We start from the raw sequence: 14,487 nt of genomic DNA, 5'->3' as shown, positions 1-14,487 counted from the left end.
ATAAACAAAATAAAGAGGATGACAAATTTGCCATCCTATATGATCTTACCGTTATGTAACTGTCATGTGGGGTTCAATCCCTTTTAAACAGTTGTCGTTGAAGTTGCTTTAATACAACTCTCCTTGTCATGATCCCTTCAAAGTATCCATCATCAGAAACCACACATAAGAATGGATGGTCCACTAAAAGCTCAAGTGCTTTCTTAAAATCTGATTCTAAGGAGACGCTGGGAAATTCAGTTGTCATGACTTCCTCTACCTTCTTTGCTTCAAGTTGTTCAAACTCAAAGCGTTCAAGACCAAGAATGGAATCTGTGATTAAACTGGAACTGATTAAGCCCTGAAATCGAAATGTCGGATCAAGCACAGGGATGGCTGAGTAACCACTCTTAGTGAGTAATAGTAACGCATGCTCCAAGGAATTCCCCACTTGAACATGAGCCACCTTCTCAGAAGGAATAATGAAATCTTTAATATTCGTTTCTAATAACTCCTTGCTACTCAATGAAATCATGTATAACCCCTCATTTTAATAAATAAGAATTTGCGTGCCAATCTTAAACAAAATAAGCAGACACTATCCATCTTAACATATTGGAAGAAAAATGTATGTTTTGACGATTGGTTTAAAGACTAAAAAAGATAACCGAATGGTTACCTTTTTTGTACATTAATCTTGTTGAGCTTCTTGTAGAAGTTCAAAAATTTCAATAGCTGTAATGTCTATGTTATCAAAAGGAAAACTGTTTCCTTTTTCATTCATGACTTCAATTTCGAATGTATCTTGTTTTGGTAAATACTTTACCTCACAAATTTTCTTTCCATTGTATTCGAAGAATCGTTGTTGAGTTTCCCCTTGTTCACCTTGTTCTTGTAATGATTTTAATCTTTGTATAATTCCAAGAAGCTGAGACATAACTGGTCTCTCCTTTCCTGTTCTAATTCTTGGTCATAGCTTTTGCATTGTACCAGATTCTATCCTGTAAAATCTAATGTTTTGTCCTTTTTCTACTTAAATTCCTTTATAATGGAAGGGTAGAAATATATTCTCCCCGAAAGGATGGATCTGATGAGTATTTATCGTATAGATTCGCGAATATCGTTAGTCGATCTAATGGATTTATCACTACAGGAACGTACAGGAAGTTATATTATAAACGAAGAGTCCCTTACCATAATCGAAACATCTGCCAGTCCTTCTATACCTCATCTAAAAAAAGGTCTCTCTAAGTTAAACATTAATCTTAAAGATATTCAATACATAATTTTAACTCATATCCATCTTGATCATGCAGGGGGTGCCGGTCTTTTCCTGAAGGAATGCCCCAATGCAAAGGTCATCGTTCACCCGAAAGGACGTCGTCACCTTTCAGACCCCACACGCTTGATCCGAGGAGCAAGGGCGGTATATGGAGAGAAATTCGATGATCTTTTCCACCCGATCGTACCAATTCCGGATGACCGGATGATAGTGATGGAGCATGAAGAAAAACTGACTTTGAGCGAAAACTGTACATTAACGTTTTACCACACCCCTGGTCATGCAAATCACCATTTAAGTATCTTTGATCCTGTATCAAATGGGATGTTCACCGGGGACACATGCGGAATCCAGTATACTGTGGGGTCAAAGCACTTCTATATCCCTTCTACTTCTCCCAATCAATTTAGCCCTGAAAACATGAAGGATTCCATACGTATGTATAGGGATCTGCAGCTCGATCGGTTGTATTTTGGGCACTACGGTGTCACTGAAGAAGTATCATTTGCATTAGGGGAAGTAGAAAGATGGCTTGATCTTTTCATGGAAAAAAGTGAGGAACAGTTCTCTTCCACAAGAACAGTGGAAGAGAACGTAAAATCGATATCCGCTGTACTTTTTGAACTTACAAAGAGTAAAATGGTCCAAAAGGGCGTTGATCCTGACAACCCGATTTTCAAATTATTAACTCTGGATACGAACGTTTCTGCAATGGGAATAGCAGATTATTTCCTAAGGCAAAGAAAAGGAGAAAAACCATCATGAAAAAAGTCACCTTATACACTCAACCAGAATGCCCACCATGTGAAGTGGTCAAAATGTATTTGAAGGAACACAATGTTGAATACAAAGAAATCAATATCAAAGAAGATGAACAAGCAAGAGATTACCTTGTAAAAGAGCTGAAGTCTTATTCCACTCCGACAATCACAGTGGACTCTGTAGTGATTTCAGGCTTCAATCTAGAAGCCCTAACGGAAGCATTAAACAAATAAACAGTAAGATATTCAACAAAAAAAGTTGGCCCATTCACTTTTCACGGCCAACTTTTCTTGATTATTCGGATTGAATATCCTCTGGTACCTCGTAAGTAATGGATGAAATCTTCCAAGTACCTTCTTCTTCACTTAATACGACAGCTTCTATACCTGAAACCTGGGACACAGGGCCTTCTTCCTCAGCTGTTCGTTCTTCCCATACGTACCATTTCCCATCTATGTATTTTACGTTAGTAGATTCATCATACTTAAAAAATGGAACATAGTGTGGTGCGAAGTCCGATCCAAATGTGATATAACCGCCTTCAACTTCATATACATTTTCCTTTATGAAGCTTGCTGTTAGATCCTTTGTGAAATACTGTGACAGCTTGTCATTAATCTGTTTCTTCGATTGTGGTTTTTCACTTAGTGATACTTGGGTACGAAAGGCATCTTCCACAAGAGACAATGCATTGTCTTCAGTAAATTCTGATGCCTGGGTTTGACTGACTTGCCCGCATGCCGCAGTAACGAGCCCTACAATAAGTAATAATAGCCATAATTTTTTCATTTCCATTTGCTTTCCCTCCCTTAATAAACTTGTTGAAATTATTGTAGCAATGGAAAATTGTCGATTGGTTATCATTTGTTCGTTAAATCCTAACAAAGACTGACATATATTTTGGTTTGGTTGTAAAATTCCCCCTATTGGTGACAGTCAAACACAAATATCAATGGTACTTTTAACCAAAAAAGCGGCAGGGACAAATCTAAAATGCCACGATATTAAGACGAACAATAGAAGTGTAGGTTCTTAATACCGCTAATGATTTCCGTGCAAGACTACGCTTTCCGCGGGTAGCCCGTGAGCCTCCTCGGCAAGCCTGCGGGGTCTCACATAAGCTACTTTTCCCGCAGGAGTCTTCGTCTTGCACTCCAATCAACCGCTGGAAACAGCTAAAATCAAATGTACCGAAAATAAATAATAAACCCGAACAGATCTGCCTACTAGGAAGCAGATCTGTTCGGGTTTTACTTAGACCAAAACACTTATGTCCCAGTCTCTTTTGATTATGATAAATAGCGAACGGACCAATATATAATAAACAGTGTAATGAGAATGGTGGCAATTAAGATAGATAAGAAAATAGGATTTCGAATATATGGATGCTCCTTCACAACATCCGGTATATCTGTGTCATATTGCCCCTTCAGCCGCTTTTCCTGTCCAGCCAGTTTAAAGGTATACACCAACGAATAACCTGCTATCCCTATAACAAGCAGGGCAAGCACAATCATATATATACTCATCATAGCCCCTCCTTACAAAATGTCCTTAAGAATAATTTGTCCCAATAGGAAAAGGCTATACAAGAAAAGCGGAAGGGCTTTGACCAGAGGCGACAAGCATAAGTCGAAACTGACAAAAAGGCGCTTTTTTGCCTTTATGTCAGTTTTGGCTTATGACCTCGAGCCTCTAAGCCCTGTAGCTGAACATCAAGAAAAGCGGAAGGGCTTTGACCAGAGGCGCCCAGGATTTAAAAGATCAAACCATCCTCCTCAAATAAAAATTCATACGAAAGATCCATAAATAAATACAAGCCGTTGCCGAATGGGAAGGAATACGTCCGGATGGATTCTCCTGAATCAATATCGCTGTAAATGTCCGATAATAGACCTTTCTTATTGATCCTCATACGAATGATATTTTCCAGAAAGTACGGGCGCCAGCTCCAGTTCTTTCCTTTGTACCTTGGTTCTATCAGCCACTTTTGATCAGCTTTTACTACGTTACTAGTCACTTGGAAGCCATTTTCATCACAAATGTATAGCCGGAAGCATTTGTCGGTAAAATACTTCCCCAAGTCAAAGAGTATGTCATCGAACTCGATGCTTTGTTTTTTTATCATAATCAACTTTTGACTGATTTCTTTATGTAGGACATCTGCGAATTCATACCCTGCTTCAAGATGCTTTTTCTCATATCGAATATAATCCTGACATTTTTCCTTCAATTTTTCTTTAAGGATATCCGGCTCCAAAAATGAGTCTGACGGGTGCTGCAGATAATATCCTTGATAATAACGACCACCGTTCAACCAGGCAAACTGCAGTTGAAAGTTGATTTCGATATTCTCAAATAAGAGGGACGCCCCAATCTTTCTCGCAAGCATTGACAAACTGTACAATATATCTTTATAAACTTTATTCCCCGCATCATTTCTCAGTTGGTATAAATCCACCTTCAAAATATCAGGTGAGAATTGAGATAGCCGATCTAACTGACCACTGTTTCCGCCCACGTTATCAATCGCAATCTTAATTCCATAAGTTTTGTAATACAGAAGCAAATGAACCAGCTGATCAAAGTCCCCAATAAACGTTTTTTCAGACAGCTCAATGACCGTCCGGTTCAAATTCAAACCCTTTTTTTCGTACTCTTGAAGGAGTTCCAGAAAAGATTCCCCGTGGTCAAGCATCAATAGCCTTGCATCACGGTTCAAAAAGATATATCCCTCTTGTTCCTCATCTAAAAACTTACTTAAAGCCAGTCTGGTTATTCGTTCGTCCACTTCCACTTTATACTCATCCGGTATCTCTTCATCTCCAAAAAATGGACCAAGACTCTCGATCGTTCCTTCATCCACTCCTATTCTCCCTAATACCTCGTAGCCGATGATTTTATGTTCATCCGCACTGAAAATCGGTTGAAAGTACGGAATCACTTTTTCTATATTGGTTAACACCTCTAATGCGTCCATGCGCACTCCCCCACCATTACTCATGTTTTTTTGCATAATTATAACACAACTATAAAGTGGAATCGAAAAGACATAAACAAAAAAGCTTTCCCCTGCCCTGTCGTCCAGACATATGGGGGGAAAGCTTTTAATCCTTAGTTCATCCTTATATTAGAACGGAAATTGATTCAGCCATTGTCCCCCGTCCATTGTGATGCATTCTCCGTTTATATACGCCGCCTGATCTGACGCAATAAAGTAAGCAAGGCCCGCGATCTCTTCCGGTGTTCCTAATCGCTTTAACGGGACGCTATCAATCGTCCTTTTCGCCGCCTCTTCAGAAATCCAAAGCTTCTCGGCCCCGCCGGTTCTTTCAATCGGTCCTGGTGCAATGGCATTTGTACGAATACCATACTTATGGCCCCACTCGACGGCAAGAGTGCGGGTTAACGATAGGACTCCGGCTTTGGCAGCCGCTGAATGAGCCACGCCTGCACCTGCATTCCAAGCGTAAGTGGCAACCATATTAATGATGGACCCCTTTTGATTGTTCTCGATCCAATAATTCCCTACGGCATGTGAGCACAGGAACGTTCCATTTAGAACGATATCAATAACAGATTTCCAGCCATTAGGTGTAAGTTTTTCAGCAGGACAAATAAAATTACCAGCTGCATTGTTAATGAGTACATCTATTTTGCCGAACTTCTCAGCCGTAAATTCAACCATGGCCTTTACATGTTCCTGTTCCCTGACATCCATTTGGAATACTTCAATCTTTCCATCAAGAGACGAAAACTCATCTTTCACCGATTGTAGTCGTTCTTCATTTCTCCCTGTTACGACGACGCTTGCGCCAGACTCTACAAAGTGCTTCGCCATATATTTCCCCATACCATTCGAACCGCCTGTTACAATTACAACTTGTTGCTCTCCCATATGTAACTCCCCCTTATTTATGAATGAATGTTCACTCACAATTTTATCATATAGTGATGCATTGCAACCAATTTAAATATAAAAAAGACTGATTTTTAAGAAAATATCTTCTTCTTAAAAATCAGTCTGAAAAATCAGCTATCCGGATTGTTAACAATGGTATCGTGTAATTGTGCCAACGCTTTAATAATGGTTTTGTTTCTTCTATATCCTTTTGCCTCAATAGAAACATCATTATATGAAACGACTACCCGACCTAAAGATCGAGGAGTTTTAAAGCCATAAATATATGCTTTAATCGTTCCTCTTTCGGTAGGGAGAAATAGGATTTCCATACGTTTTGTCTTTTTCATAATCCCTCTCCTTTATAAAGCATTCGGAACTCTGATTCACATGGATTTCGATCTTTTATGCCTGTCTATGAATCTTTTACTCTCCTCACTTTAAAATAAGTCATAGGAACTACTCTGTCAAACATTTCATCGCTATTTCCAGACGTATGGGAAAAGAATGAAAATAAAACGTATCATCATGGCTACCTCAAATAGTGGGGCAAGAACGTTACATAAGAACAAATTGCTGCTGCTCGATCTCCTTCGGGCCGATCGGTTTACTAAAGAAATAGCCTTGAGCTTTTTGGCAGTTCGCCTCTTTAAGAAAGTCAACTTGTCCCTCTCTTTCCACACCTTCTGCAATCACTTCAAGACCCAGGCTATGTGCAAGATGGATGATGGTAGTCGTTATGGCAGAATCCTTCTGATTCAAACCAATCTCTTTCACAAACGATTGATCGATCTTCAGTATGTCAATGGGAAATCGTTTCAGATAATGAAGAGAGGAATATCCTGTTCCAAAATCATCCACAGAAATGTACACACCAAGCTCTTTAAGCTTTCTCAGCATTTTTAATGTTTGTTGGGTATCCTGCATGGCTCCCTCCGTAATTTCAATTTCTATGCAAGAAGCGGGAAGATTATACGTTGATAAATAGAAATCAATGGTATCTACTAATTGCTCTTGAAGAAATTGTTTGGGAGAAATGTTGATGGCCACCCGTACCGTCTTATATCCTTTGTTTCGCCACTTTTGAAGCTGAATACACACCTGCTCCAGAACCCATTCGCCAATTTGATGAATCAAGCCTGTTTCTTCTGCCAACGGAATGAACTGTGCAGGGGATACAAACCCGAATTTACGGTTGTTCCAGCGGACTAACGCTTCGAAACTATCAATGGTACCTGTCGCTAAGTTTACCTGTGGCTGATAGTGGACGTATAGCTCGCCCTTCTCTATGGCTCTTCTCAGATGAGCTTCCATGATGATATAATTCGGAAAACTTGATTTCATATGCGTTTGGTAAAATCGATAATGGGCTCGTCCTTTTTCTTTTACTTCAAAGAGTGCTTGAGCAGCTTTTTGAATGAGTGAATTAGAATCATATCCATCTGCAGGATAACGGCTGATTCCAACCGAAGGAGAGATGTAAAATTCCTGCTCATCTATAGTGAAAGGGTCAATGAAAAGTGCCAAGATTTCCTTCGCTTTCGTCTTGGTATCTTCAAAACCGCTATTCTTCAACAGAAAAATAAATTCATCCCCTCCTTGTCTGTATAATAAACATTCTTCATTCGTGAGGGTTACCAAACGCTCTGTGATTTTTTTGAGGAACCGGTCTCCTCCCTTTAAACCAAGGGTATCATTTACAAATTTAAACCGATCTAGATCCAGGTATAAAAGGGAGAGCTCTATCCCTCTTTCTTCCATATTATGAATGATCAAAGGGACATGATCATCCAGTGCTTTCCTGTTCCATAGACCCGTTAATTGATCATGCAGAGCCATATAATGGATCATTTCATTCTGTTCATGGTGCTTGGTTATATCCTTCACGATAATATAGCAGCCATCACACTTTTCTTTTACGACGATGGGAACCAATTTCAGTTGAGTTATTTTCTCCTCTCCGGCTTCGTTAAGAAGAAGACTATAATCAATCGTTGAAGGAGTTCCCATTAGTGTTTGCATTAGTGATTCTGTCAAGAGTTTCTCATTTTGAGAGTGAAATAAATCATAGATATTCATATTTACCAAGTTTTCTTTTGAATAGCCTGTTAATGAGCAGCCTGCTCCGTTAGATTCCTTGATGATACCTTGTCCGTCCAGAATGAATATGGCATCCAGATTATGCTCGATAATGGATTTGTATCGTTCTTTCGCTTTCATTAATTTCTTCTTCTCCAGAATGGACGAAGTTATATCTCTCGTAATGGAAACAACGTACTCTACCTTTCCATATCCATCCTTGATGGGTGTCAGTATTGATTCGTTCACAACCTGACTTCCATTCGTATGAAAAAAAGTATCCTGATAGGTAACGCTCTCACCGTTTTGAACAAGTTGGGTGTATTTCTCCTGTAAATCCGTGGCCATCTCGAATGAAACCACTTCTTCCAAAAGGCGTCCCATATCCCCATGCTGAATGGATGTGTACCTTTTGGCTGATTCATTTATGTATAGGTACCTGAAAGAAGGTCCCTCTTCAACCTTCATAATGAAAATCATATCATGTATATGATCCAAAATAAGTTCTTTCAATACCGTGTCAAGGACCCGTTGATCTTGACCGTTGGTGTCTATAATAGTAGTCCATTTCATGGCTTCGTCATCCTTTTAGCCTTCTGTCATTTTTTCTATATAATGTATCCTAATTATATTTTACTAGTTAATCCAAGAATTTCCTACATTCTTATAAGAATATTCGTTATTTTCTTTAATTTACATTACTTTATACCTACATTCCACTGCATTCGTCTGCCCATTATAGGTGAGACAGGCGCGCAGCTCGGATATGAACCATACACTAATGTGAATAGAGAGAGGAGGTTTATTGTATATGTATCAACACGCATATTACCCATATCACCGTTATCCACAGTATAGAGGAGGAGATCAGCGCTTCTTCCCTTTCTTTGGATTACCGTTTTTAGTAGGCGGATTAGCTGGGTTGGCCATTAGCCCGTTCCTTTTCAACAGACCTTGCTACGGTCCTGCATGCTATCCACCTTATCCGCCTTACGGGGGGTATCCTTACCCTCCTTACCAACAACCCTACGGAGGAAACAATTTCCAATCTTCACCGTACAACTTTACAGAGAATATTAATATATACCCCCAAAGATAAACATAAGGCTCACCTGAAAATGTATGTGTTACATTCTTTAGGTAGAGCCTTTATGATTTTTACTCTCTACAGCATTCACTTTAAGGCCTTTGTACCCCGTGTTATCCTCTTAAGGGACGTATAATTCCTCCTATTATAGAAATGGACCTGTCAAAATATTACTAACTTTCAACAAGAAACTCCCCACCGTACCTTTCCAATCCCTTAAAAAGGAGGTATAATGAAGATTAATACAATGGAAAGGAGCCAATAACTTGAGGAATACTAGTAAATCTACCCCTTCTTCCACATCCGTAATCACCCTCTCTCAAGCTATTTTCACTGTGAATCGTCATGCGAAAACAGCAGGTAACCCAAAATACTTATATTCATTAAAAAAACGAGCCTTAATGAAGATGATACGCGAAGGTAAGGCGAAGAAAGTTGGACTTCACTTCTCCAACAACCCAAGGAATAGTCAACAACAATCTGACGTATTGATTGATTGCGGAGAGTATACCTTTCATATCCCTCCAACAAAAGAAGATTTCAAGGAACTGCCTCACCTGGGTTCACTTGATCAATCGTTAAGGAATCCTAAATGTAAAATGGGACTTCATCAGGCTAAAGGGATTTTAGAACATTATACAGGGATGTCTGATCGTAATGAACAGCCACCTAAGCACGGGAAGAGTAGTTATCAAAAACCTGTTTTTAAAAAGTTGGGCGATAGCTTCTTTTAATACTCAAAGATTTTAGCAGATTAACGCATATATGTCATAAAGGGTTCAGACAAATGTCTGAACCCTTTATGATTATCCTCGATCTCAATTGACTCTACAATATATGTTGATCAATTTTTAAAATCAGATCTGCAATCTCGGGTTTACTGATTTGATCTTCTGCTCCGACCATCTCACCTTTATGTTTTAAATCATTTGTAATCAGTGAAGAAAAAATGATGACTGGGAGTTTATTGAGCTTAGAATGACTTTTGATTCTTTTTGTCAAATGATGTCCGTCCATTTGCGGCATTTCAATATCTGTAATGACAAGCTGAACTGACTGTTGAATATCATGATTTCCCTCAACAAGTGATTCCAGATAGTTGAATGCATCGGCTCCATTTTCAAAAAACTCAACTTCATCATATCCCGCTTCACTCAACGTATCATTCAAAAGCTTGCGGAGTAAAGGGGAATCTTCAGCAGCGACAATTTTCTTATTCCTTCTCTCCCTTGGTCCTAACTTCTTCACTTGTTCCACCCGGATCCCTGTATCAGGATTGATTTCCAGCATGATACTCTCAAAATCCAGTAACAAGATCATTGATTCGTTTCGCTTGATGACCCCTATTATTCCGGAATGCACACCAGAATACATTTCTGAAGGCTTCTCTATTTGATTCCAGGAAATGCGATGAATTTGAGTAACGTTAAGTACATGAAAAATGACTTTCTGTTGATTAAACTCAGCTACAATGTACTTCGATTTGGATGTTTCCACCTCTTCCACTCCCAGTACCCTTGCCATATCAATTACTGGAAGTACCTCTCCCCTCAATTGAATGAGTCCTTTCACATGAGGATGAGAATGGGGGATAGGGATGACAGGAGTTGGTTGAATGATCTCCTTCACTTTAATGACATTGATACCAAATGTATTGTGATGAACTTCAAATTCAACAATCTCAAGTTCATTGGTCCCGCTTTCAAGAAGAATACTGTTTGATTGATTCAATTAATTTCGTCCTTCCATACAAATATGAGTATTTGCCTTACTCTTCTTATATCGAACAATCGAGGAACATGTTTACAGGTAATCATGAAAAAAGTCGTAACACCCGTCCGGGAAACAGACGTTTTTCAACCCTCACTTTCCATACCGTGAACTAAGTGGTTATAGAAAAAGAATCCCTATGCATACTAAGGGGAGGAGGTGTATATATGACCGATCGTAGGGACTTAGAGAACCGGAACCTGCCTGATTTTGATGAAATTAGTGACCACATCCTTCCCTCACAAAACAATCTTCCCATTATTGCTTTTGGGAAGAATGCTGATGGAAAAGATGAACCAGATGAACTTTCTTATTTCGAAGGACAAAGGAGAATAAGTCAGGAGCACCGTGAAAACCCTCAAAAATAACAAAAAGCGATTGAAGACATTCCTTCAATCGCTTTCCAATCACACTCCGCGCTTGTTTCCCCATACCAAAGTATGCAGCTGCGGGAGTACCCTCACATGATTTAATTCTTCCTTCTCACAAACCTTTTCAATGAGCGCTTCATAATCCAATAATAGATTTGACACAAGCTTTGGTGTATCTCCTTCGTAAACAGAAGGGTTACCAGTCTGAATATAGAATGGAACATCAGGATAGAGTTTATGAACCTTTGTGGCGTATTCCAGGTCTTTATCATCAAACACCACAACTTTTAAGCTGAATTGTGAGCCGTTTTCAATTAAACGCTGAACAATGAAATCCAACTTTTCAAAATCCGTCTTCATTTTCGAACTTGGAGGCTTTGGAGAAAGTGTCAGGTCATCTATATCATAGAACCAATCCTGCCAGCGGCTTCCTTGCGTTTCTAAGGCGGAAGCTATGCCATTCTCCTTTAAGAGGTCGATAAGCTCCTTCAAATGAGCCAACAGAGCAGGATTACCACCGGAAATGGTTACATGAGAGAACTTGTTTCCACCGACTTCTTTCAGCCTGTTCCACACTTCTTCAGCCGTCATAAGCTGAATGTCCTCTTTGGCAGATCCATCCCACGTAAAGGCAGAATCACACCAGGAACAACTATAATCACATCCCGCAGTTCGAACAAACATCGTCTTTTGACCTATTACCATACCTTCCCCCTGAATGGTTGGACCAAATACTTCTAAAACGGGGATTTTCTTCATGATTGTCTCACCTTTGGTCTGTAAATGACGTAACTTGTCGGTGTTTCTCTTAAAAATACTTGAAGGCATTTAGGTTGGTGAGGCAGTGTATCTAAATGAGCCTGAATGATTTCCCACATCACTTTCGCTACAACTTCAGTGGTCGGGAACACATTGCCGTTCTCTGCAGAAAACAATTCATCTTCGTTCATGACCTTATGATCAAAGCGCTTATGAATCAGCTTTTTAATGTGTTGGAAATTAATAAGGAACCCGGAATCATCAAGCTGATCCCCGCCAATCGTAATATTGGCAAAGTACGTATGACCATGGATCTCCTGACAGCTTCCTGCATCCACATGTGGAATATAATGGGCTGCCGCAAAATGCATATCTTTATTTAATTCAAATTCATAAGTGTGCTCAGGAGTCGGGTAGATTTGTTGTATCATCTTCCCTCTCCCCCTTTATTTGCCCTTTTATATTCTTCCAGCCCTTTTTGTCTAAGCTCACATGCAGGGCACTCACCGCACCCACTGCCTTTAATCCCATTATAGCAAGTGAGTGTATTTTCCTGTACATAACGGAAAGCACCTAAATCATCTGCCATTTCCCACGTTTGTGCCTTATTGATCCACATAAGTGGAGTATGAATCACAAACTGATCATCCATGGATAGATTAAGGGAAACATTCAATGATTTCACAAAAATATCCCGGCAATCAGGATAGCCGCTGAAATCCGTTTCACATACACCTGTTACAATATGCCTCGCTCCGATTTGCTTCGCTAGTATGCCCGCAAATGACAGGAATAATAGATTTCTCCCGGGAACGAATGTAGACGGTAATTCACCTTCCTGATGAGTGATTTCTTCATCTGCCCGTGTTAAAGCACTTGGTGCCAATTGATTTAATAAACTCATATCTAATACATGGTGAGGGATTTCCAGATCCTCTGCAATCTCTTTTGCACAATCCAGCTCTGCAACATGCCTCTGACCATAGTTAAATGTCACCGCTTCTACTTCTTTAAATGCTTTCTTTGCCCAAAATAAACACGTTGTACTATCTTGACCTCCGCTGAATACGACTAACGCTTTCTCTGTGTTCATAAAAGGTTCTCCTTTCTTTTCTACAGGCTCTTTTGCCATGAAAAGAAGAAAGAGATTCTGTGATACCCTATAACATTGGCTTTAAAGCCGTCATTAACAAAAAATAACGACACCTAAGGATGCCGTTTTCCTTAGTTTTTTATAGAGGGTTGTGCTAGAACCTCTCGAGACTAATCTATAATCCCAATTCTTCTTCTTTTGTCATCAACCAATATAACGTTTTTTCTCAAAAAAATCTACCGTTTACGGGAATTTCATAGGAAAATTATCTCCATCGTGACCAGGACTCCATCTAACCGGCCGTCGTGCTTTTTAGCCTGCTTATTTTAAACGAAGGAGCCTTCTTCGTTTTCTCCGTTTTTTCGTGCTGAACCTGAGCCAGCCGATTTTCATAAAGAAACCAAACATGATCAGTGCGATGATACCCATAACCCCGAGAACGATAAAGTATCCGCTTCGCTCATCGAGTTCCGGCATATAGACAAAGTTCATCCCATACAGGCCCGCAATGAACGTAAGAGGCATAAAAATCGTCGTAATGACGGTTAAAGTCATCATGATATTATTCATTTTATCCGAGTTAATGGATAAATAATTATCCCGGATATCAGATGAAAATTCACGATACGATTCAAGCATCTCGACAAGCTTAATTAAATGATCGTACACATCATTAAAATAGAGCTTCTCTTCTTTGAGTGCATTCAATCTGCCAGAATTGCTGATTCGATATAATAAATCCCTCATGGGAACGAGGGTTCTTCTTAACTTTGACATATCATGACGAATATCGAATAATTCATCCATCAAATCACTATCAGCTTCTTCATTCGTGTTATCTTCAATTTTATTGAGGCGATCTTCAATCCCATATACAAGCGGAAAATAATCGTCCACTAACCGGTCAACGATTCCATGCATGATCTTAAAAGGACTGAGCTGATCCCCTTCCTGCTGAACTTTTTCCCATACACTATTTAATTCCCTTACAGGCTGTTTATGGAAGGTAACGATAAAACTTGAGTTCACAAACATATTTACTTCGTGTGATTCAAGGGTTTTCTGATTAATGGCATGCAATAGGACAAATATGTACTGATCATAAAAATCGAGCTTAGCCCGCTGACTGAAATCGTCCAGGCAATCCTCTATTGCAAGTGGATGGAATCGAAAATACAGCTTAAGTAACCGAATATCCTTGCTGGTCGGCTCTGAAAAATCCACCCAATACCATTTAACCCCCTTTTCTTTTATTCTGGATAAGGGAACGTTCTGTTCTATTTCCCCATTTTCCATAATAATACTCGTTCGAATCATATGGCTCTCCCTAACTGACATTTATTTATTTTTTATCCATTCCCTTTTTCTTCACCATTCAAACAAAATCACTACGTAAAAGCTGGA

17 protein-coding genes and 1 riboswitch are annotated in these 14,487 nt (G+C 39.4%); of the genes, 4 read left to right on the top strand and 13 right to left on the bottom strand.

Features of this window, described 5'->3' with window-relative positions; translation table 11 throughout:
• Positions 1-73 precede the first annotated feature (73 nt).
• Both cbpB and ACOSV2_RS02110 read right to left on the bottom strand, forming a co-directional pair.
• Entirely contained in the window at positions 74-514 is a 441-nt protein-coding gene (cbpB, locus tag ACOSV2_RS02115) for a cyclic-di-AMP-binding protein CbpB (RefSeq protein WP_113968397.1), read from the bottom strand.
• 156 nt (positions 515-670) lie between these two features.
• Complete coding sequence (locus tag ACOSV2_RS02110; protein ID WP_034756109.1) at positions 671-916, bottom strand: YkuJ family protein; 246 nt, start codon at positions 914-916, stop codon at positions 671-673.
• Between the two features lie 153 nt (positions 917-1,069).
• Between ACOSV2_RS02110 and ACOSV2_RS02105 the strand changes: the two genes are divergently transcribed.
• On the top strand, positions 1,070-2,026 hold the full coding sequence (locus ACOSV2_RS02105; protein WP_428973759.1) for an MBL fold metallo-hydrolase: 957 nt from the start codon (positions 1,070-1,072) through the stop codon (positions 2,024-2,026).
• On the top strand, positions 2,023-2,256 hold the full coding sequence (locus ACOSV2_RS02100) for a glutaredoxin family protein (protein WP_113968399.1): 234 nt from the start codon (positions 2,023-2,025) through the stop codon (positions 2,254-2,256). The genes ACOSV2_RS02105 and ACOSV2_RS02100 overlap by 4 nt, the downstream gene beginning before the upstream one ends.
• A 61-nt stretch (positions 2,257-2,317) precedes the next feature.
• Here ACOSV2_RS02100 and ACOSV2_RS02095 read toward each other — a convergent pair whose 3' ends face one another.
• From ACOSV2_RS02095 to ACOSV2_RS02070, 6 genes are all read right to left on the bottom strand, one after another.
• Positions 2,318-2,818, bottom strand: a complete 501-nt coding sequence (locus ACOSV2_RS02095) for a DUF3993 domain-containing protein (RefSeq protein ID WP_428973758.1) — start codon at positions 2,816-2,818, stop codon at positions 2,318-2,320.
• Positions 2,819-3,312: 494 nt separating this feature from the next.
• Positions 3,313-3,555: a hypothetical protein gene (locus ACOSV2_RS02090; RefSeq protein WP_428973757.1), complete on the bottom strand. Its 243-nt coding sequence runs from the start codon at positions 3,553-3,555 to the stop codon at positions 3,313-3,315.
• Between the two features lie 224 nt (positions 3,556-3,779).
• Positions 3,780-5,003: an EAL domain-containing protein gene (locus ACOSV2_RS02085; RefSeq protein ID WP_428973756.1), complete on the bottom strand. Its 1,224-nt coding sequence runs from the start codon at positions 5,001-5,003 to the stop codon at positions 3,780-3,782.
• A 150-nt stretch (positions 5,004-5,153) separates the two neighbouring features.
• On the bottom strand, positions 5,154-5,921 hold the full coding sequence (gene fadH, locus ACOSV2_RS02080; protein ID WP_113968403.1) for a 2,4-dienoyl-CoA reductase: 768 nt from the start codon (positions 5,919-5,921) through the stop codon (positions 5,154-5,156).
• Between the two features lie 134 nt (positions 5,922-6,055).
• The gene (locus ACOSV2_RS02075; protein ID WP_428973755.1) at positions 6,056-6,274 is read right to left on the bottom strand and encodes a hypothetical protein; all 219 of its coding nucleotides are present in this window, start codon (positions 6,272-6,274) and stop codon (positions 6,056-6,058) included.
• A gap of 208 nt (positions 6,275-6,482) precedes the next feature.
• Positions 6,483-8,576, bottom strand: a complete 2,094-nt coding sequence (locus tag ACOSV2_RS02070) for a sensor domain-containing protein (RefSeq protein WP_428973754.1) — start codon at positions 8,574-8,576, stop codon at positions 6,483-6,485.
• Positions 8,577-9,356: 780 nt separating this feature from the next.
• Between ACOSV2_RS02070 and ACOSV2_RS02065 the strand changes: the two genes are divergently transcribed.
• Positions 9,357-9,824 (top strand): YkyB family protein, encoded by a 468-nt coding sequence (locus ACOSV2_RS02065; RefSeq protein ID WP_428973753.1) that lies wholly within the window; start codon positions 9,357-9,359, stop codon positions 9,822-9,824.
• 94 nt (positions 9,825-9,918) lie between these two features.
• Here ACOSV2_RS02065 and ACOSV2_RS02060 read toward each other — a convergent pair whose 3' ends face one another.
• Positions 9,919-10,821 carry a chemotaxis protein gene (locus ACOSV2_RS02060; protein WP_428973752.1) on the bottom strand — a complete coding sequence of 301 codons (903 nt, stop codon included), beginning with the start codon at positions 10,819-10,821 and terminating at the stop codon, positions 9,919-9,921.
• 206 nt (positions 10,822-11,027) lie between these two features.
• Between ACOSV2_RS02060 and ACOSV2_RS02055 the strand changes: the two genes are divergently transcribed.
• Entirely contained in the window at positions 11,028-11,228 is a 201-nt protein-coding gene (locus ACOSV2_RS02055) for a hypothetical protein (RefSeq protein WP_428973751.1), read from the top strand.
• 39 nt (positions 11,229-11,267) lie between these two features.
• Here ACOSV2_RS02055 and queE read toward each other — a convergent pair whose 3' ends face one another.
• The 4 genes from queE to corA all read right to left on the bottom strand — a co-directional run bounded on the left by queE (position 11,268) and on the right by corA (position 14,400).
• On the bottom strand, positions 11,268-11,993 hold the full coding sequence (queE, locus tag ACOSV2_RS02050) for a 7-carboxy-7-deazaguanine synthase QueE (protein WP_428974266.1): 726 nt from the start codon (positions 11,991-11,993) through the stop codon (positions 11,268-11,270).
• On the bottom strand, positions 11,987-12,421 hold the full coding sequence (locus tag ACOSV2_RS02045; RefSeq protein WP_428973750.1) for a 6-pyruvoyl trahydropterin synthase family protein: 435 nt from the start codon (positions 12,419-12,421) through the stop codon (positions 11,987-11,989). Before ACOSV2_RS02045 ends, queE begins: the two co-directional genes overlap by 7 nt.
• Positions 12,418-13,083 carry a 7-cyano-7-deazaguanine synthase QueC gene (queC, locus tag ACOSV2_RS02040; RefSeq protein ID WP_428973749.1) on the bottom strand — a complete coding sequence of 222 codons (666 nt, stop codon included), beginning with the start codon at positions 13,081-13,083 and terminating at the stop codon, positions 12,418-12,420. Before queC ends, ACOSV2_RS02045 begins: the two co-directional genes overlap by 4 nt.
• 125 nt (positions 13,084-13,208) lie before the next feature.
• Positions 13,209-13,253, bottom strand: a riboswitch (PreQ1 riboswitch).
• A gap of 151 nt (positions 13,254-13,404) precedes the next feature.
• Complete coding sequence (corA, locus tag ACOSV2_RS02035) at positions 13,405-14,400, bottom strand: magnesium/cobalt transporter CorA (RefSeq protein WP_428973748.1); 996 nt, start codon at positions 14,398-14,400, stop codon at positions 13,405-13,407.
• Positions 14,401-14,487: the final 87 nt, after the last annotated feature.

Source organism: Rossellomorea sp. DUT-2, from assembly GCF_052665285.1.
The sequence above is the reverse complement of the archived record's forward strand: the minus strand, read 5'-3'. Positions and strand labels throughout refer to the sequence as shown.